The 19,800-nt window shown below is 44.3% G+C and carries 9 protein-coding genes; 6 read left to right on the forward strand and 3 right to left on the reverse strand.

Annotated elements, in window-relative coordinates; all coding sequences use genetic code 11:
* Nucleotides 1–103 precede the first annotated feature (103 nt).
* The 3 genes from ACXX53_RS18095 to ACXX53_RS18105 all read right to left on the reverse strand — a co-directional run bounded on the left by ACXX53_RS18095 (nucleotide 104) and on the right by ACXX53_RS18105 (nucleotide 8,861).
* A complete protein-coding gene (locus ACXX53_RS18095) occupies nucleotides 104–4,516 on the reverse strand; it encodes an Ig-like domain-containing protein (protein WP_458570086.1) in 4,413 nt (1,470 codons plus the stop codon).
* A 56-nt stretch (nucleotides 4,517–4,572) separates the two neighbouring features.
* Nucleotides 4,573–6,138, reverse strand: a complete 1,566-nt coding sequence (locus ACXX53_RS18100) for an S-layer homology domain-containing protein (RefSeq protein ID WP_458570087.1) — start codon at nucleotides 6,136–6,138, stop codon at nucleotides 4,573–4,575.
* 356 nt (nucleotides 6,139–6,494) lie between these two features.
* A complete protein-coding gene (locus ACXX53_RS18105) occupies nucleotides 6,495–8,861 on the reverse strand; it encodes an AraC family transcriptional regulator (protein WP_458570088.1) in 2,367 nt (788 codons plus the stop codon).
* Nucleotides 8,862–9,100: 239 nt separating this feature from the next.
* Here ACXX53_RS18105 and ACXX53_RS18110 point away from each other — a divergent pair, with 239 nt between their 5' ends.
* The 6 genes from ACXX53_RS18110 (at nucleotide 9,101) to ACXX53_RS18135 (ending at nucleotide 19,254) form a co-directional block, all read left to right on the forward strand.
* Entirely contained in the window at nucleotides 9,101–10,066 is a 966-nt protein-coding gene (locus tag ACXX53_RS18110) for an ABC transporter permease (RefSeq protein ID WP_458570089.1), read from the forward strand.
* 102 nt (nucleotides 10,067–10,168) lie between these two features.
* Nucleotides 10,169–11,056: a carbohydrate ABC transporter permease gene (locus tag ACXX53_RS18115; RefSeq protein WP_458570090.1), complete on the forward strand. Its 888-nt coding sequence runs from the start codon at nucleotides 10,169–10,171 to the stop codon at nucleotides 11,054–11,056.
* Between the two features lie 49 nt (nucleotides 11,057–11,105).
* A complete protein-coding gene (locus ACXX53_RS18120; protein WP_458570091.1) occupies nucleotides 11,106–12,713 on the forward strand; it encodes an ABC transporter substrate-binding protein in 1,608 nt (535 codons plus the stop codon).
* 103 nt (nucleotides 12,714–12,816) lie between these two features.
* Nucleotides 12,817–15,024 carry a hypothetical protein gene (locus ACXX53_RS18125; protein ID WP_458570092.1) on the forward strand — a complete coding sequence of 736 codons (2,208 nt, stop codon included), beginning with the start codon at nucleotides 12,817–12,819 and terminating at the stop codon, nucleotides 15,022–15,024.
* A gap of 15 nt (nucleotides 15,025–15,039) precedes the next feature.
* On the forward strand, nucleotides 15,040–16,254 hold the full coding sequence (locus ACXX53_RS18130; RefSeq protein ID WP_458570093.1) for a Gfo/Idh/MocA family protein: 1,215 nt from the start codon (nucleotides 15,040–15,042) through the stop codon (nucleotides 16,252–16,254).
* 24 nt (nucleotides 16,255–16,278) lie between these two features.
* Nucleotides 16,279–19,254: a glycoside hydrolase family 2 TIM barrel-domain containing protein gene (locus tag ACXX53_RS18135; RefSeq protein ID WP_458570094.1), complete on the forward strand. Its 2,976-nt coding sequence runs from the start codon at nucleotides 16,279–16,281 to the stop codon at nucleotides 19,252–19,254.
* Nucleotides 19,255–19,800 lie beyond the last annotated feature (546 nt).

The raw sequence follows: 19,800 nt of genomic DNA on the forward strand, positions 1-19,800 counted from the left end.
TCCTTTATGATCTTTGCCTATTCAAAGCTGATCGCCCAAAAAGTGAAATCTATACCCATATACATGGTACAGACTTCACTTTTTAAGCTTTTTAGTTCATGACTTATTTACTAGTCTTGTCATGTGCAAATACTTTAACGCCAATGTTCTCTCCTACTAGGTTTGGCATTCCGCTAGTTAACCAAGCTTCAATGCTAGTACCTGGCTTCTGATAGGATATAGAAACCGTATTACCTTGTGGCGCTATCATCACAACAGATACCTTAGCCTTTGCTCCAGTTCCTTCCGTAAATTGAACTGCGAGATACTTACCCTTTAGGTTATCTGCATGATCTCCACCAATCGTAATATTGCGAGTATAGCCCGCTCCGCCTGCAGTCTCATTGCCAATCGCAAGCGTATAACCGCTTTCTGTACCAGATGAATCATCTTTTGCCTTTACCTCTACGACTTGCAAGATATCTCCTGCATATCCTTCTGCTGTACCAACCGCGATAATCGTTCCTTCTTGTGCATATAAGGAAGAATCCAATTGTGCGAAAGTCAGTGGGAGCTCTCTAGTGTCACTTAGGTATTGTGCAGGAACGGTAGTTGCCAATTCTGGCGCTGCGCCAGCAACAGTAGCAACATGGCCTAATTTATCGATTGATGTAATGCCATCTACGATTACATTTACGCTAACGGATCCTTTTAGACCTACAAGCTGACCTGTTACTGTAAATGTGCCTGGAGTTTTATAGAATGATGGATTCACTGTATCCCAGTTCACTTTAGCGATCTGAGAAGTGCCATCATGAAATTGAACAAGAACCTCCGCTGGTAGACTTGGAGCATGATCAACAGTTGTTGAGATATGATCCTCAATACCTACTATGGATGTAATTACATAGTGCTTGTTCATATAAATGAAATAATCTTTACTTCCTGCTGAAGAAATTTCGGATAATTTTAACGTATTTTTCCCTTTGACTAATCTATCCGGTGAGATAGTCGCATACTCACCTTCAAATAGAATTTCCTCACCATTCAACTGTAATCTAATCTCTGTGCCATCAAGTACGATATGAGGCTTCTTGATTGTAATAGGCTGCGTAGGATCGATTACGGTAGCATAATAAGTATAGTAATTAGGATTAAAGCCGCCGATTAATACCGCATTGCCCAGTCCGAGGTCAGGCGCATAATCTACATATTTAGGATTGGATATGATCTCAATATCATCCAGGTACACAGTGGAATTAATTCCTCCAAAGCCTACTCCACCTGTTTTTAATTGACCATCATCAACAGATATCAATTTTTGTCCATCCAATACGAAACCAATCTTGCCATCGAAGGTTTGGATCTGCAGATTATGCCACTCATTCGCATTAAATCCATTCGGAACGCCTGCTTTACCTAATGGAGAATCTCCACCGGTAGTATGTTTCATGATTTCAAAATACGGTGTACCAGCAGGAAAGCCATCGGTTCCATTCTTATTTCTTCGATAAACGACTTGATAGGATACCGGCGCTTTATCTGCAGCTAAACCTTCATTATTTGCCATTACATAAATAGTAAAGTTATCATATTCACCATCAAGAACATTCGTTGTACCCCATCCTTCAAATTTCCACTTCATATTGACCAGGTAATTATTCCAAGGGGCATTCAACGCATAGAAATCATTGCCGTCTCTAATCTCATCCTTTAACACGTTATTTCCGGTCTCATATACAACACTTGTTACAGACGGTGCACTACCTTTTTTGATAAAATTAGGAACTTGACCATCTTCAAAATCCAGCTTAAGCTGCTGCTTATTCACATCTGATCCGTCATATGGCGGAGGTGCTGGTATATTGGATGGAGGGATTGGCAATGTCGCTGGATTCCCGCCAAACGCATAAAGCTCATCGTAGAAAGCTTGTCCTTTGCCCTGATCAGAACCAAACGAGATATAATCGAATCCCGCTGCAGGTAAAGTTTTAACGAGTTGATTATCAATGTACAGCTTTACATCGATTCCTGATGTATAGTCAAACTTCAACTCATGCCAACCAAAAGTTCGAGGGATGTTAGTAGGTTCCTTTTGATCTCCAATTTGAATTACATATTTATCTGTAGTAGCATAATCCAAACCCATACCGATCATATGGTCGCCATCATCAACTCGTGCCATGGATGTAACTCGTGCTGAATTTTGATGCCCTGAATCGTACGCTGCCAAGTTAAGGTTCTGTCTATCAAACATCTTAACTGTAACGACTTTGTTCAGCATTTCAGGGAAGTTCTTGGATACGCGAGTTGTATCCATCAGTTCTAGACTTTGTTTACCGTTTATAGGTCTTTCAGACATGAATTCGGTTGAAATCTTGGCTTGACCGTTTTGAGTAGACCACACCGAATCATCTAGTCCATGTTCAAAGTTCTCTTTGAAGTAAATATCCGCTGGCTCTGTAATCACATCTCGGTCTGTCAAGTATTGTTTAGGGTAATCTGAAGTCACTCCGATCTTGTCATACTCCATCTTAGAGTCGTCAAATTCCTTAATATGATTTGCCAATTTTCCATAGTTAACATTCGTATTATCAAACTTGATGACATCGCCATATTGAAGAATTGTGTTCACTTCAATATTAAAATTCATAGGATTTGTTGCTTTTACATTCTTTAACTCTATGCCTGAGGCTCCCATATCCAAGTTCATATCATTAGGTCCATAATCAGTCATGGTAGGGTTTGGCCCTGTGTTATCAATAAGAACTTGGTTTAAGTAGTTCGGTTTGTAATTCTTTGAGCCCTTGTATAAGTAACATGCAAAGAACGCTCCGTCATCTCCGCCATCCTGTTGACTATCATGCAGATAGACATACTCGATATTATTATGGTGGGTATACATATCCCTCATGATATTGAAATCTTTATCACCATTCGGGAATGCAACATTAGGGTTACGGCTATGTCCTGCCGTTAAGAAGATTCCTCTTCTTGGTGAATTGTAGATCTCAACATGAGACACCGTATTATAGCTTGACTGTTGGATGGTAATACCTGAGGCCTGACCAATAAGCTCACCAATATCATGAATAATGCTGTTGGTTATGGTATTATTTCTGCTATAGCCATCTCCGTTATTGTCTCCAGCCACACCAGGGTAGCCACCGTCAACGCTTATACCTCCATGGCCTGTATATTCAATAAGGCAATCCTTTATGGTTGCATTTTCATTAGCTAGATACAGATTGATACCAAACATGCCTGAATTTTTGATATGTGTTTTCGATATCGTTATGTTTTTAGTATTTTTAAGTGTAACTACGCCATATTGGAACTCTATTCTTTCGGTTTGCTCAGCATAGGATGGTTGAGTACTTCCCTCAGCTTCTGGAGGATAGAAGCCTAAACCGGCCCCTGCATCTCCCCAGTTCCAACCATATGCATACCAATCTGTCGTATTCGTATCCTTTAATTGCAAGCCGCTGAATTCAATGTTGGAAACCATACGATGCCTAGCTGAACCTTCAACTCGGATTACTTCCTTGACGGTAGGAATGATAACTTCGTTATCGTTCATATCCCCTTCAGGATAATAGTACAAGTCACCCGTAGTTTTATTGAAATAGTATTCACCTGGAACATCCAAGAAGCCTAAATTTCCTTGTACAAAATATCTTGCATCTTTACCTGTTTGATATTTAGGTCTATACATTTCTGGTTTTCCTGAAACTGTTTTGTACACAAGCTGACGCTTTGCAGTGTCAATAGCAGACACCGGTATCGTATCCGTCATCCAATCCCAGTATCCGCCGTCCCACATATACACCGAGGCATCCAAGTCTCCACGCTGTTGGGCATTTACCATACCGTTTATAGATTCTTGATCCAGATCACCATCTCTATAGATCAAGTCACCGATTCCGCCGCCAGCACTTCTCATGTAAGGAGTCAGGGCCGATGGGAAATCTTTATACTTCTCTAAATTCTGAGTACGTGCTAACGTAGCGCGTCGATCATTCACATAGAGAGTATCAAAAATAACATCCGTACCAACGTGAGTTTTATAAACTTTACCTGCAGCTGCAGCTGGCAAGTCAGCATCAGCACCGGTTCTCTCAACTAGTTGCCACGGTGTGTTAACGACCTTACCGCCGATAATCTCAGCACTAGCCAAGTCATCTAAATTTCGATAGATGATATTGTAGCCATTCGTACCAGAGTCTCTTTCATCGAAAGTAATGGTTTCATCCAGATAATATTTTCCTTTTGCGATAAAGACGTAAATATCACCTGTCATGTCCTGATTAATCTTTCGAACTGCATCTCTTGCAGCTTGCACCGTTGCAAATGGCTTATCATATGAACCATCATTTTCATCATTTCCACCTGGTGAAACAAAGAACTGCGCTTGTATTCGGTTAATTGAATTTACTTCTTCCCCTGCTGCTGCTTGAACATTAAAGGCAGGGCCAAATAATGAAGAACAACCCATACATAATGCAAGCATGAAGCTAAAGAATCTTTTTTTGGCCATAATGTTATCGATCCTTTCTCATTCAATTTTGATAATGCTTACGATATGAATAGGGGTTACCTATTATATAGCTTATGCAATATGACGGCAGCCTCAGCTCTTGTTGTCTTACCAGTTGGATTGATACCGCTAACATTTCCTTGCACAATACCCTCTTTAGTTAATGATGCCACGCTGTCCAGCGCATATTTCGCGATCTTATCGGCATCTTTATATTTTTGAAGGTCCTCTTTGCTTCCTTCTGCACCTGGTTTACCCGCCGCATGAAGCGCTTTATCTACCATGACCATCATATCTTGTCTGCTAACTTCTGCTGTGGGGTTGAATTGATTGGCTCCTTGACCAGATACTATGCCTAGAGCCTTTGCTATAGCCACTTCGTTATAGTAATAGGCATTCTCTGCTACATCATCAAAGTTTCCATTGATGTCAGCTTGAAGCCCTAAAGTATCTACTAATAACTTCAAAAAGTCGGCTCTAGTAATATTTTTCTCAGGAGAAAAGGTTGTATTGCTCGTTCCACCTATGATGCCTTTCGAGGCAAGTACGGAGATCTGTTTTTCAGCCCATTTATGCTTGGAGGTGTCTTCGAAGGTTTTCTTTACGAAACCTACCGCATATGTTCCATTAGCCTCACCATCAACAGTAACTTTTCCAGTTTCTTTGTTATATCTGCCATTCGAGACGATGACCAAGCTACCATCCTTGGCTACTTTATACACAACGATATGTTCATAATCCGCTAATTCGTTTCCTACAGGCTTATAGTCCATAGCGATCTTGATATCAGCATCTACTGGCTTGCCTTCTTGTAAGATAGATACATGAACACCTGCTCTGTTGCCTATCGTTTCGCTTGCAATTGATGTAAGGCTGCTCTTATCGATTGGGCTTATTACGATAGTTACTTTACTATTGATATCCTTGGCTAAGGATTCAATCGCTTCATTTGTTAAAACAACATCACCAAAGCCAGTATTCACTGTGACATCGATCTTTTCTGACTTAGCTGCTATCTTTCCTACAGGAATCGTGATCCTATTTTGCTTCGCATTTCCTATAGTTCCTATTTGGATTGTGATTTGCTTTACTCCACGTTCATCTGTTGCAGCACTTTTAATGGCTGAATCTACATACTCATCTTTAACCTCTACTTTTACAATTCCATCCTTGTCAGGCTTCACCTTATCGTAAGATACGCGACCATCTTTGACTGTAGGCTCTGTGTCTGGAGTAGGGGTTGGATCCGGCTTGGGATCTGGTCCTGGAAGTGTTGGCTCATTCTTTCCTGTCAAAGGTACTGATGAAACCAATGAACCATCCATTTTATTCACATAAACGATGTGTTCTTTTACTTTGTCTAAAGCGCCAGTTGTGATCGAACCTGTAATCGTTCCATTAGCATTCGTCTGAACTTGTCCCATTGCTTTCAGGGTTTTATTTACGTTATCAACTACTCTTACCAAATAGTCATGGTTCACTTCATATCCTGAACCATCGAAAGCAACAACACCATCATTATAAGTTGCTTTTAGGTTCGCAGAAGCTGCTAGACTATTTGCAGGAAATATTGCTATACAAAGTATTACTGCAAGTATTATCGGTATACTTCGTTTACTCATACTATTTCCTCCCATCGTAATCTCTGTCCCTTAAGCGCTTTCAATTTCTTCAATCGAAGTTAGTTTTCCATATCTCATCTCCTTTGCTGTAGTTTGTAAGGAAGAAGTCACTTGCATTGTAGCCGAGCTGATCACAAGCCAGCAATCTCAAAATCCGTAGTTTTTGATGTTTTCTGCTACTTCTATATTTTAAAAGGTGCTTTGTAACTCCTATTTTTAATACAATCTCTAATTTCATGTGTTTTGTGCGATATTCGAGATGAAGAAAGAGGCTTCGCAGATTCCATCACTACAGGATGAATCGCGGAGCCTCTTTTCTAGTAATCCATATGATCGTTTAGGATTGTCTCTTACAGTTAATCACCATCGATTTCTTGTCCAAGCTGCAGCTTGTACTCACTGAGAGACATGCCAAAATGCTTCTTAAAACGCGTGTAAAAATAATTGTTCTTTTCAAGACCAACCTTTTCGATAATGGTCGTTAAGGGCATTTTGGAGCTGCGCATGTATTCGTCCAGCTTCTGCATGCGGAAGTCAAATATGTATTGTGCAATCGACTTCCCGTATGCAGCTTTGAACAAATGGCCGACATAGTTCGATGACAGACGCAATTTCTCGGCAATGGAACTGAGGCACAGTTCCGTGTTGGAATAATCCTGTTCCACCATTCCAATAATGCGCTGCATCAGATGGTCGTTACTATTGGATGTATTTTTGATCGCTGTTGCCTCATTGCTGAGCTTCTGCAAGAATGCATTCATCAAAACATCAATATCTGCACCCACTTCTGCATGCTTGATATCTAACAAGAACTCCTGCAGCGTTAGATCCTGATTGTCCTTAATGGCCGGCATCTTACTGAGCACACCAGAATAGATTCGGTAGATCAAATGTACAATGCAGAACAAAACCTCATTGTAATTATATTGATACAGTTGTTTGCTGATAGACTGATAGATCGCACTGGCTCCTTCATAGTCACCTTCCAGCACTTGTTCGATCAGCTGTTCTTCCTTCTTGACGGAAACGTGGAATTCATCGGTATTCATGTCATCCATCATGTAAGGAGTGATGATGCAGCCATGGCCATAGCGCATTTTCAACAGAATAGAGCCCTTCATGTTGTTATACATACTAGGCAAATGTTGCAGCCCCTGAAACATCGTGCTGTACGCCATAGACAGCGAGATATGAAGATACTTTTGCGTATTCCCTTGTATTTCGCGTAAGAAACGTTCCACTTTATCCTGGAGCACTTTATATTGCGATACGTTGTCACAGTCCATAAGCATCACAAATTTATCAGAATCACAGCTGAAAATTTCGCATTTTCCATAGTTCTCAGCAATCTCTGTTGCGATATTTACAATCGCGTAACGCAATGCCCAACGTTCCTTCTGACTATTTTGGGACGTAAACTGACGGTAATTATCAATTTTAAACAGGCACATACACAGCTGATTGGAGACGATATAATCGAGCTGCAGGTCATGCAGTTTCTCCTGTACAGTTTTCGTAGAGTATGTTGTACTTTCGCTTAACAGCGCATTTAGAAAATCTCGTTTGGCAGCATAGCCTGTTTCGCGCATGAGTTGATCGAGCTGTAAATTCTGCTCCTTCATCGATTCGAATACAGACAGAATAACTTGGAATTCTTCCGTTTCAGCTACAAGTGCATCGCTTTTTTCGGGAGTTTCCCCGTTAATAATTTTCGTCATGGCTTGAATAGGGCTGTTTAGCCTGCGCGCTAGGAACAGACAGATTACTGCACTAAGAATGAATACAGCTATTACTATACCTGTAGCAACGATCGCGGCAATAAATACATCTTTGAAAATTCGTTTAACGGGTGTGACACCCATGATGTACCAGTTGTTCGCATTACTTTTACTGCTCGAAACAAGGTAACTGACTCCGTCAATTTTTTGCACCTGATTGCTGCTGCCGTCCAGCTCCTGTGCTTTCTGGGCTAGTGCGCGCACTTCACTCATATCATGGCCGAACTCCGGTGAGAGCACCATACTTAAAATAGAACCGTTTGTGTCAACTACCAAGAAAGACGTATCCGGCACAGGATTATGACCATTGATGGCTTGGATAGAGTCCGTAAGCGCTTTCGTTTGAATGTTGACAACAATGGCATTTTTTAAACCAGCCTCAGTGGCGCCAGGCTCAAACAAGATGTAGGAGCATACATTTGCCGATTGTGTTGCTTCATCTACAGATGCCACAATGGGACGGCCGCGATACTCAGCTACAAAATCTTTGTCTGTTATCAGCTTGGCAATCGCCTGATCCGAAAAGGCAGATGCTGATCGACGCTCACCGCTCTTTGAGGAATAAAACACATCCAACTCTGCATTGTAAAGATACACACTGTCGATGTTGTTCAATGTTAGAAAGTGCTTGTCAATTACTTTGCTAGCTAACAGAGCCGCACGTTCATTATTTTCATTCATGTTTAAAAATTCGATGATCCGATTATCGCTATAAAGAGCATTACCTAATTTTTTGGCGGTTTCGTCAAGATAGGTAATACTGTAATTGGATTGCGCAATCAATTTGTCGTTATACCGATTCGTCATCTTAATTGTAGTCCGCAAGAAAGTAAATGTCAGAAAAAACGTAAGTAAAACCGTAATAATGATCGTGATAATTAAAAAAGAAATAAATGATTTACGCAGAAAGCTCGTACGATGCGTTTTTGGATTAGAGAGCTTCATTGCGACCTCCTAATAATACGAGTCCTAGTAATATCTTCCTAGTATTAATCTAGTTTTTATTATAATGATTATTAAATCATGCCTCAACGATTTATAACACTTTGTAGAAAGTGTTAGTTTTTAGAGATGCTCTGTGTTGAAAAACAAACAGAACAATAGATTTGGTTGTTGAGCAAAGAAATCCCCCTAACTACACTGAGAGCAGACGTACAAACGAAGTACAGAAAGGGGTGAACGAAATGAAGGCGATTACACAACCATCTCAAAAAAGAAAGTCCCACAGAAAATTGAACAGCGCGCGCCGTCAGGCACCTTTCTACTTGATGATGGCACCTGGATTGATTTTCATTACAATCTTATTTTACATTCCGATGTCCGGCGTTATCATTGCCTTCAAGGATTACAATCCACGCGATGGTATATTCGGAAGTCCATGGATGGATCCGCTGTTCAAAAACTTTGAGTTTTTCTTTAAGTCCGATGCTGCGAGAACGGTTACCTTCAATACACTCTTTTACAACGTATTAGAAGCTGTTAGCGTTACGCTTTGCGCATTGGCACTGGCTATTCTATTAAGTGGAGTAAAAAACAAGGTGGTCTCTGCTACCTATAAAGGTGCAATTCTGCTGCCAACCTTTCTCTCATGGGTAGTCATCCAGTACATTCTCTTCAGCATGCTGAGTGTTGACCGTGGTATTGTCAATAACATGATTACCGCAAACGGAGGAGAAGCGATTTACTGGTACAGTGAACCGGATTACTGGCGCTACATCATGCCGCTTGCCTATCTATGGAAGAATGTCGGTTACTATTCGGTGCTGTATGTAGCGGCTATTGCTGGGATTAACCCCGATTACTATGAAGCTGCCCAACTGGACGGCGCTTCGAATTGGCAACGAATTAAGCATATCACATTGCCGCTCTTGAAACCGACAATAATTGTTCTTTCACTGCTATGGGTTGGTAAATTGTTCAATGGCGGACTAGGCGACTGGAACGGATTCTACACGCTTCCAAATGATGCGGGTGCTCTTTACCCAGCAACAGACGTTATCGACACACTTGTATACCGCTCACTGAAAAAGGTAAATGACTACGGCATGGCGTCGGCAGTTGGTCTATATCAAGCGGTCGTTGGTTTCTTCCTTGTGTTGATCTCTAACTATATCATTAAAAAGAAGGATCCCGACAGTGCACTATTTTAATCGATCAAACAGGATAGAATGTGCACCTTCTGATCGATCTGCAGAAACGGATGCTGTCTTTGAAAAAAGACTTAAATCCGTTTCTACTAGGGAGGGAAATACATGCTTCTAAGAAAGCTGCATCTTTCAAAAATGATGATTCATCTCATGTTCATTGTCTTGAGCCTAGCCTGCATCGTTCCGCTGCTGCTGGTTGTATCTATATCATTTACTGGCGAGCAATCGCTGATGCTCGACGGATATCACTTCTGGCCCGAAGAGTTCAGCACAGCAGCTTACCAGTATGTATTCAGCGGAGCAACCTCTATTCTAAATGCATATGCAGTTACGATCTTTGTTACTGTTGTGGGTACATTCTTGCATTTGCTGATTACTTCTATGCTGTCGTATTCGTTGACACGTCCCGAAGTGACTCACCGCAAAGCGCTTACTTTCTTTGTGTATCTTCCGGTTCTGTTCAACGGCGGTCTTGTTCCGCAGTACATCTTGCTGACGCGCGTCCTGCATCTGAAGGATACAATCTGGGTACTGATTATCGTCTTCCTGGTCTCGACGGTTAACGTGCTGATTATGAAGAACTTCTTCCGCACGATTCCGAACTCATTAATTGAGTCAGCGCGTATTGATGGCTCGGGCGAAATCCGTACATTTTTCAAGATTGCACTTCCGCTTTCCAAACCAGCACTCGCTACCATCGGTTTGTTTGTAGCTATTGCATACTGGAATGACTGGATGACCGCATCCTTGTACATCGAATCACCAAAACTGCGCACCCTGCAATATCTGCTCCAATCCTTAATGAACAATATTGGATATTTGCAGGCAAACGCACAAGCTTCACAGTCAATGGAGGCCGCTCTTGGTATGCTGCCTAGTGAAGGCGCGCGCATGGCAACGTGCGTACTCGCCATCGGTCCGATTATTCTGCTGTATCCTTTACTGCAGAAATACTTTGAAAAAGGCTTGACCATTGGCGCTGTAAAAGAGTAATTTCCCCCGCAATCACTGGGAGATTAAATAAATTTCAGGAGGAACGACTATGAAAAAAATGTTTTCGATCCTGTTATCCGTAATGATGCTGTCTACCATGCTGCTGACCGGCTGTGGTGGAGAGAAAGACGCAAGCTCAAACAGCTCTTCCGGCGAACCTGCTAAGACTGGGGATACTGCTTCTACTAAAGAAGAGATGGTTGAGCTCAAATTCTACATGATGAACAGCCCTGTAAATGACTTCGACCGCGTCATGCAGAAAGCTAACGAGATCATTGGCAAAGAAATAAATGCAAAGCTGAATCTGGTTCTTGTAGACAGCAGTACATATGCTGACAAGATGAATCTGATGATCAATTCCGGCGACGACTGGGATCTCAGCTTCACTGCTAACTGGGGTGGCATTAACTTCTTTGAAAACGCCGCCAAAGGCGCTTATGCCGACTTGACTGATCTCATTCCTAAATATGCACCGCAAACTTATGCTCGTATTCCTGAAGGACTGTGGGAAGGAGTTAAAGTAGATGGCAAGATCTATGCACTCGTAAACTATCAACAGTGGGGCACAGCTAAACGAGAGGGCTTCAAATTCCGTTCAGATCTTGTAGAGGAAACTGGATTTGACTGGAAATCCTTAAAAGGCAAACCTACAATCGAGGTACTCGAAAAGATGGGGCCTTTCCTTGGCGATTCTCTGGCAAAACACAAAGATATGATCGGGTTTGAAACCAGCTCCCTTGAAAGCTCAAGCTTATATGCCGGCAATCCATTGATATGGAACATGGAAGCCGTAGGTGATACGAGCATCCCTGGCTGGATTAACCTTGATCATCCAGACACCGTTATCAACCAGTTTGAGACAGAAGAATTTACGAAGTACACTGAAATTATGCGCGACTGGTTCGAAAAAGGTTATGTCCGCAAGGATGGCGCAACGGTAAAAGATACTTCTCCTGACCGTAAAGCAGCCAAATTTGTCGCTGAGAAAACGGGAAGCTGGCCTGACAGCATTGATCATCCTGGTAATCCAGACGCCAGCAATATGTCTATGACGAAGAGCGCAGGCAATGCTCCTGCAGTAACCGTTTCTACGACTCGCACAATGATTCCTGCAGGTGCTGCTTCTACTGCAGCTATTGCAATCAATTCCGAATCCAAACACATTGAAAAAGCGTTGCAGTTAGTTGAACTGCTCAACACCAACGATGAGCTGTACAAACTGATTTCGCTTGGTGAAGAAGGCGTTGACTACAAGTACGACGAAAATGGCAAGTTCACTATGATTGAAGGCAAATACAATTTCAACTTTAACGAATGGCAGATTGGTCAATCTTACAGCCCTGACTTCAACCGTGCTAACTATGACAAGAACAAAGATGGTGAAACTCAAAAAGAGACCCAAAAAATTGTCTTGGAAGCTGACAAAACAGCAGAAATTTCACCAGTAACGGGCTTCGTATTCGACCCGACTCCTGTGAAGACTCAGATTGCGAACTGCTCTGCGGTTACTACGGAATTGATTCCGGCGCTCAGCTCCGGTTCTGTAGATCCTGCTAAAGCAGTGCCTGAATTACAGAAGCGCCTGAAAACTGCCGGCGTAGACGACATCATCAAAGAAAAGCAGGCTCAATATGACGCCTGGAAAGCAAGCAAATAATTTCGCGCTCCTTTGTGAAATCCGGTGTATTTCTTTATAGCTACACCGGATTTCGTTTTTTAATAAGCCAAAAAGAGAGGAACCCGATATGCGCTATTCTCTTATGTGTAAATCTTTCACAGGCAGTGAAGTAGTAGACTGTGAGAAGGTCTATGTGGATCTGGAAGACAAGTCATATACTTTTTCAAAGTACCCATGCAGTGCTTCGATGACCACGCACCCACTGAAGCATGGACAACGATTGGATATTACCTTGTCATTTCATGAAGATACTACCGATCCGATGAATTTTTCATTTTCGATGGAAACGGAGCAATGGGAAAAAGGCAACTATGTATTGATGCCCGGTGCGGTTTATAATGGCAATCGTTTTGTAAGCCTACCTCTCCAATACCCGCCTTATTATGAGCCTCCACGGAACAGCCAATTTGCCGATGTCGAAGTCATTACCAGCATTCCTCATCTGGATATAGAGAATATGCAATCGCAAATTTCTTTACTTTCTGGTGATATGGCATCGCCTTTAAGCGGGTTCTATGATTATAACCGCCAATCCGGTTCTGTTCTATTGGGAGAGCACCAATGCGGTGGTTATTATACAGGCTTTACCGTAGATGAGAATCAAGCTGATGGCCAAGCATCTTTTGTTCTTTCCGTTCCAGGCGTACGCGAGACTACACAATATTTTTTCGGGGATCAGAACGATGGTCATGGCTTTCGTCCAGACGTTACTGCTCCTTCACAAGATACCGGAGCTTATTTTAAACAAGGACAATCCCTAACTCTGACTGTCTGTGTCTTTCACTGGCAGCACATATCTTTGCCGGACTTTTTCAAGCTAGTAAACAGCTCCAAGACAACATTAGAAGCTCCTAAGCATTTTTATAACGTACCATTTTATAAGGCATATACCAGCATCAAGGATAAGTACCAGAAGGAAAACTTCACGGAAGAAGGGTATTACTCAGTAGGAACCGTCTGGAGCATACATCAGCAGTGTTGGCAGGCGGGCTGGATTGGCGGAGGCATCAACAGCTACCCGCTGTTGATAGAAGATTCATCTGAAGCACGGCAGCGCGCGCTGTCTACGCTCCGCTTTATATTTTCGCGCCTGCAGCATCCAAGCGGATGGGTGTACGGCATGTATGGAAACGGAAAATTTTATGGTGACGGTGGCGACAGTAATCCTGAAACCATTTTGTTGGTTCGAAAAGATGCCGATTTGCTTTATTTCGTGCTGAAGCAGCTATTTTGGCTTTCGGATAACCACCATTCCACGATAGAGTTCGAGCAGCCTGTAAGGGCGCTTTGCGATGCATTCGTACGGCTGTTCCATAAGTACGGTCAGATCGGACAGTTTATGGATATGGCCACAGAAGAAATCGTAGTAGGCAATTCAGCTGGAGCATGTATGGCTGTAGGCGCGCTGGCGCTGGCAAGCGACTATTTCCAGAGTACGGAATATCGCGATGTTGCAGAGCAGCTCGGGGAGTATTATTACCACAACTATGTCAAAAAAGGGATGCTGAACGGCTGCCCTGGGGAGATCTGTCAAGCACCGGATAGCGAAGCGGCTTTCGCCATGCTGGAAAGCTATGTGCAGCTGTATGAAACGACACGCAAGAGCATCTGGCTGTCTTATGCAGAATATACCTGCGAGATTGCCATGACGTGGGTCATGAGCTACGACTTTGTGTTCCCTGCTCACAGTACAGCAGCACAGCGCGGTGTGCACAGCAGCGGTACAGTGTTTGCCAACGCACAGAACAAGCACTCTGCACCTGGTATTTGCACACTTTCAGGCAACAGTCTTCTCAAGCTGTACCGCTTTACAGGCAATACCAAATATCTGCATGAGCTGCATGCTATTGCACACAGCTTGCCGCAGTATGTATCGCTGGCGGAAGATCCGGAGCTTACGCTCGAGAAAAAATATTTGCCTGCGGGCTATATGAACGAGCGTGTGCAAACAAGCGACTGGGAAGGCAAAGAAACAGTTGGAGAATTCCTCTATGGCTCCAACTGGCCGGAAGTTTCTATGCTGCTCACATATGTGGAAGTACCCGGTGTATATGTGGATTTCGCAAGCCGCACCTTGCAGGTATATGACCATGTGGAATGCTTGGTTACACAGTGGAATCCGGACTCTGTGTGCCTGGAAATGTACAACCCTACAGCATACAGTACGGTGGTTACGCTGCTTGCGGACGAACGCACGGAAGCTCAGCGCGTAACGCATAACTACTTTGGAAGTATGAAAACTGTCCCCCTTTCAGCCGGAGAGCGTGTACAGTTTGAACTCATTAAATAACGGGAGGTTTTCCTCATGTTGAATATTGGTGTTATTGGATACGGCGTGCGGATCGACATGCTGATGGATGATCTGTTCGCGCTGCCTGATGAAGTTCGCATCAAAGCAGTAGCAGATCCCAACCACGAGCGCGTGCGGGCTTTAATGAAGAAAGACGGCTCGAAAGAAATGATGCATCACATGGAAATCGATAAAATCGACGGACTTATGCGCAGCTGTGAGATGAATCCAGATACCATTACCTTTTATACGGATGCTGACGACATGCTGGACAACGAGAAGCTGGACGGCGTGATCGTGGGCACGAACTGCAACACGCATACTTATTTCGCTCAGAAGGTGCTGGATCGCAATCTGCCGCTGTTCTTGGAAAAGCCGGTAGCTACTACGATGGAGGATCTGAGAACGCTAGCGGAGTGCGAAGCGAAAGCAACGGCTCCTACGGTTGTTTCTTTCCCGCTGCGCGTCACACCGGTGGTGCAGGAAGTAAAGCGTATCCTGGATGCTGGCACGATCGGCAAGGTGGAGCATGTGCAGGCGTTCAACGATGTAACCTATGGCTATGTCTATTTCCATGACTGGTACCGCGATGAGTCTGTTTCGAAGGGGCTCTTCCTGCAAAAGGCAACGCATGATATCGACGTCCTCAACTATCTGTTGGGTGAAGAGCCCGTGAACGTTTGCGCGATGAAGTCCAAGCAGATTTACAAAGGCGACATGCCAGCCGGTCTGCGCTGCAGCGAATGCGACAAATGGGAAACCTGTATGGACAGCACTTACAATATCGTGAATCTGCGCAATGACACTCCGCGCAGCGATTATTGCAGCTTTGCGGTAGATACCGGAAACGAAGACTCCGGCAGCATGATTGTGAGATACGCGAGCGGCATGCACGTGATGTACTCGCAGAACTTCTTTGCCCGCAAAGGTGCTGGCCGACGCGGCGCAAGGCTGTACGGTTACAAAGGCACTGTGGAGTTCGATTTCGTTACGAATGAAATCAAAGTATTTGACCATATGAGTGACAAAGTATCTACCGTGCGACTTGGTGATCAAGGTTCGCGTCATGGCGGCGGTGATATTGTACTCATGCGCAATTTTGTGCATCTGATTCAGGGCAGAACTACCGAATCTGTAGCTCCGCTGAAAGACGGCATCCGCAGTGCGCTTGTGTGTCTACAAGCTAAAGCGTCTTCCGAAAGTGATCAATTCTATCCTGTCACTCTATAAATCAAACGATAATGGAGAGATCATATGAATTACAACTATCACCAGGATTTGCAGATCGTTAGGGTAAACACAATGCCTGACCGGGCTTATTATATTCCCTGTGCACCGGGCGTAACCACCTCATCGAAACAAAACAATGAGCGTGTATTGCTCTTAAACGGCAGCTGGCAGTTTGCATATTACCCTTCCTATGCTGAAGCTTCCCTGGAAGGCGTTTCGGACGGCGTCCTTCCCGTTCCGTCCAACTGGCAAATGCACGGGTACGACAAGCATCAGTATGTGAATTTTGATTATCCGATTCCTTATAATCCGCCCTATGTGCCCAAAGACAACCCGTGCGGAATCTATAAGCGCACCTTCTCGGTGGAGCTTGCAGGGGAAATGCGATTTTATTTGAACTTTGAAGGTGTAGATTCCTGTCATTATGTATATCTCAACGGTGCATTAGTAGGATACAGCCAGGTATCCCATTCCACTGCTGAATATGATGTTACCCCGTTCTTACGAGATGGGGAGAACGAGATCGCCGTCGTCGTTCTGAAATGGTGTGATGGAACCTATCTGGAAGCGCAGGATAAGTTCCGCATGTCAGGCATATTCCGTGATGTATATCTGCTGAAACGCCCGCAGCATCATGTACGCCATTATGTGGTGCAAACAGCGATACAACAAGACAGTGCCACCTTGTCTTTCCGTTTTGAAGATTGCGGTACAGCACTTTGCAAATCTATTAAAATACTGGACGCAGCAGGCACTCTTGTCGCGCAGGGAGAAACTTGCGATGACACACTGTGCCTGACCCTAGATCACCCTGTGCTTTGGAATGCGGAGCAACCGTATTTGTATCAGGTCGTGCTCGACACCTTGCAGGAGCGGATTGTAGACACGATTGGGATTCGCACGATCTCTGCACAGGGCAATGTGCTGCTCGTCAACGGACAGCCTATCAAGCTAAAGGGTGTAAACCGTCACGACAGCTATCCCGACACCGGATATGTGGCTTCACGTGAGCAGATGGTGCGAGATTTGCAGTTGATGAAGCAGCACAACATTAACGCCATTCGCACATCGCATTATCCGAATGCACCGGAATTCTATCATCTGTGTGACGAATACGGCTTCTATGTGATTGACGAGGGTGATATGGAGACGCATGGCGCATGGTCGAGCCACGGCGAACGTGAGGATCACTGGTATGCGTTGATGCATCATGATCCGCGATTTGAAACGGCTGTTGTGGATCGTGTGCAGCGTCTTGTCACACGCGACATCAACCGTCCGTGCGTGCTGATTTGGTCACTTGGCAACGAGAGCGGTTTTGGTGTCAATACATTAGCCGCTATTGACGTCATGCGGAATCTGGACAACACACGCCTTCTTCACTATGAATCGAAGCTGCTTGTACCTGAGGATCAGGGCAAATTCAGCTTTGATATTCTAGATGTGGAAAGCTATATGTACCCGGAAATTGAATTCGCTGAACAGCTGGCTAAGGAATGCAAAAAGCCATTGATTCTGTGTGAGTTCGCTCATGCCATGGGCAATGGTCCAGGCAGCTTAACGGAATACTATGATTTATTCTATCGTTATGATGGTTTTGCCGGCGGCTTTGTGTGGGAATGGTGCGATCACGCTGTGTTACAGCACGATGCTGATGGTAACGCGCAGTATCTATATGGCGGGGACTTTGGCGAAGTGCTGCACGATGGGAACTTCTGTGTAGACGGTCTAGTTTATCCCGACCGCACGCCGCACACCGGTCTGCTGGAGCTAAAGAACTGTGCGCGTCCTGTGCATGTGACAAGGGAAGGAAACACGTTTGTAGCTGAAAACAAGCTAGACTTTGCTGACCTTTCCGAGGCTCTTACCATCGTCTGGACACTAGAGCAAAACGGTACAAAGGTAGCCGAAGGCAGCCTTGCCGATTTCAACCTTGCTCCGCACATGAAAGCTCAAATGCCGCTTTCACTGCCGCAAATTGACGGCTCGCGTGTGTATCTGAAATTGGAGTATTTGCAAAAGGCCGAACATCCGCTGATCCCTGCCGGGACATCTCTAGGGTTTGATCAATTTGATCTGTCCACAGAGGCATCAAGTGTGATCTTGCCGGTGTCGCATCACACCGTATCGGCTAAGCAGACCGAGACCGGATGGCTGGTGAGCGGCGAAGCATTTTCCTATCATTTTAATGCGGCACTCGGTACCTTTGATTCATATGTGGTAGACGGCAAGGAGTGTTTTGTTAAACCGGCTGAATTTGATATTTACCGCGCCCCTACCGATAACGATATGATCGAGTCTGGGATTGCCAGTCACAGCAAACGTTCCTGGAAAAGCTTGCGGCTGAATGCGGCTTATGCCTATACGTACGAAACATCGGTAGAACAATCTGATACATGTGTTACCATTACTTGCCCACTGTCGCTTGTAGCTGATCGCGCAGCGCCTTTCTGTACGATCAAGGCCATCTACAAAGTGCATGGCAGCGGCGCCGTCGAAGTGAGTTTGCAGGTATCGGTGCGCAAGGACCTTGCCTATCTGCCGCGCTTTGGCATGCGCTATTTCCTGACGGAAGATTTTCAGCATTGCGACTATTTCGGCTATGGTCCGCATGAGAGCTACGCCGATAAGCATGCCAGCAGCTACAAGAGCAAATTCGATGCCAAAGTGCCGGATCTCTTCGAGAACTATATTTATCCGCAGGAGAACGGTTCGCACTATGATACCGAAGAATGCACATTATCAAGTGCGGCTGCGGCGATCAAGGTATGCAGCGCACAGCCTTTTAGTTTCTGCGCTTCGGAGTATACTCGCGAAGAGCTGGCTGCTAAGAAGCATCATTTCGAGCTGCAGAAGAGTGGCAGTACCGTATGGAACATTGACTATGCGATGACCGGAGTCGGTTCCGGAAGCTGCGGTCCTTATACACTGCCGCAATATCGTTTGACGGAGAAGGAATTCGTGTTCGACTATGCCTTTGTGCCACAGAAGAAATCATGATAATAGAACACTTCTAATACGGCTATAGAGAGTAACTAACAAAAATAAAAAACCTTGCTGCATATGAAGTGCAGCAAGGTTTTTTGCAGTTGATTAATTCCCACAATGCTGTTTTGTTACTATCCCATTTCAAAAGCATTACTGCTTCCTCTAAGCATAACCATTTATAACGGCAAAATGTTGTACGGAATACAGCAATACTTACAATAATCCGCGATAATAGGAATATTGTTGTACTTTATACAACATAGTTGATCACCCTGAGCTCTCGCTGTAACGGGGACATAACCGGTTATCTCGCTCTGGCCTTCCCGCCCGTGCACGGCCTCGACTCTGTAACACGGTTTTTCCCCGTTATCTCACCTAACTTGCGGATTCCACCGCTGTAACGGGGAAACAACCTGTTATCTCGCTCTGGCCTTCCCACCCGCACACGGCCTCGTCTCTGTAACACGGTTTTTCCCCGTTATCTCACCTAACTTGCGAGTTCCGACCGCTGTAACGGGGGAAATAACCTGTTATCTCGCTCTGACCTTCCCACCCGTG

Source organism: Paenibacillus marinisediminis (genome assembly GCF_054343325.1).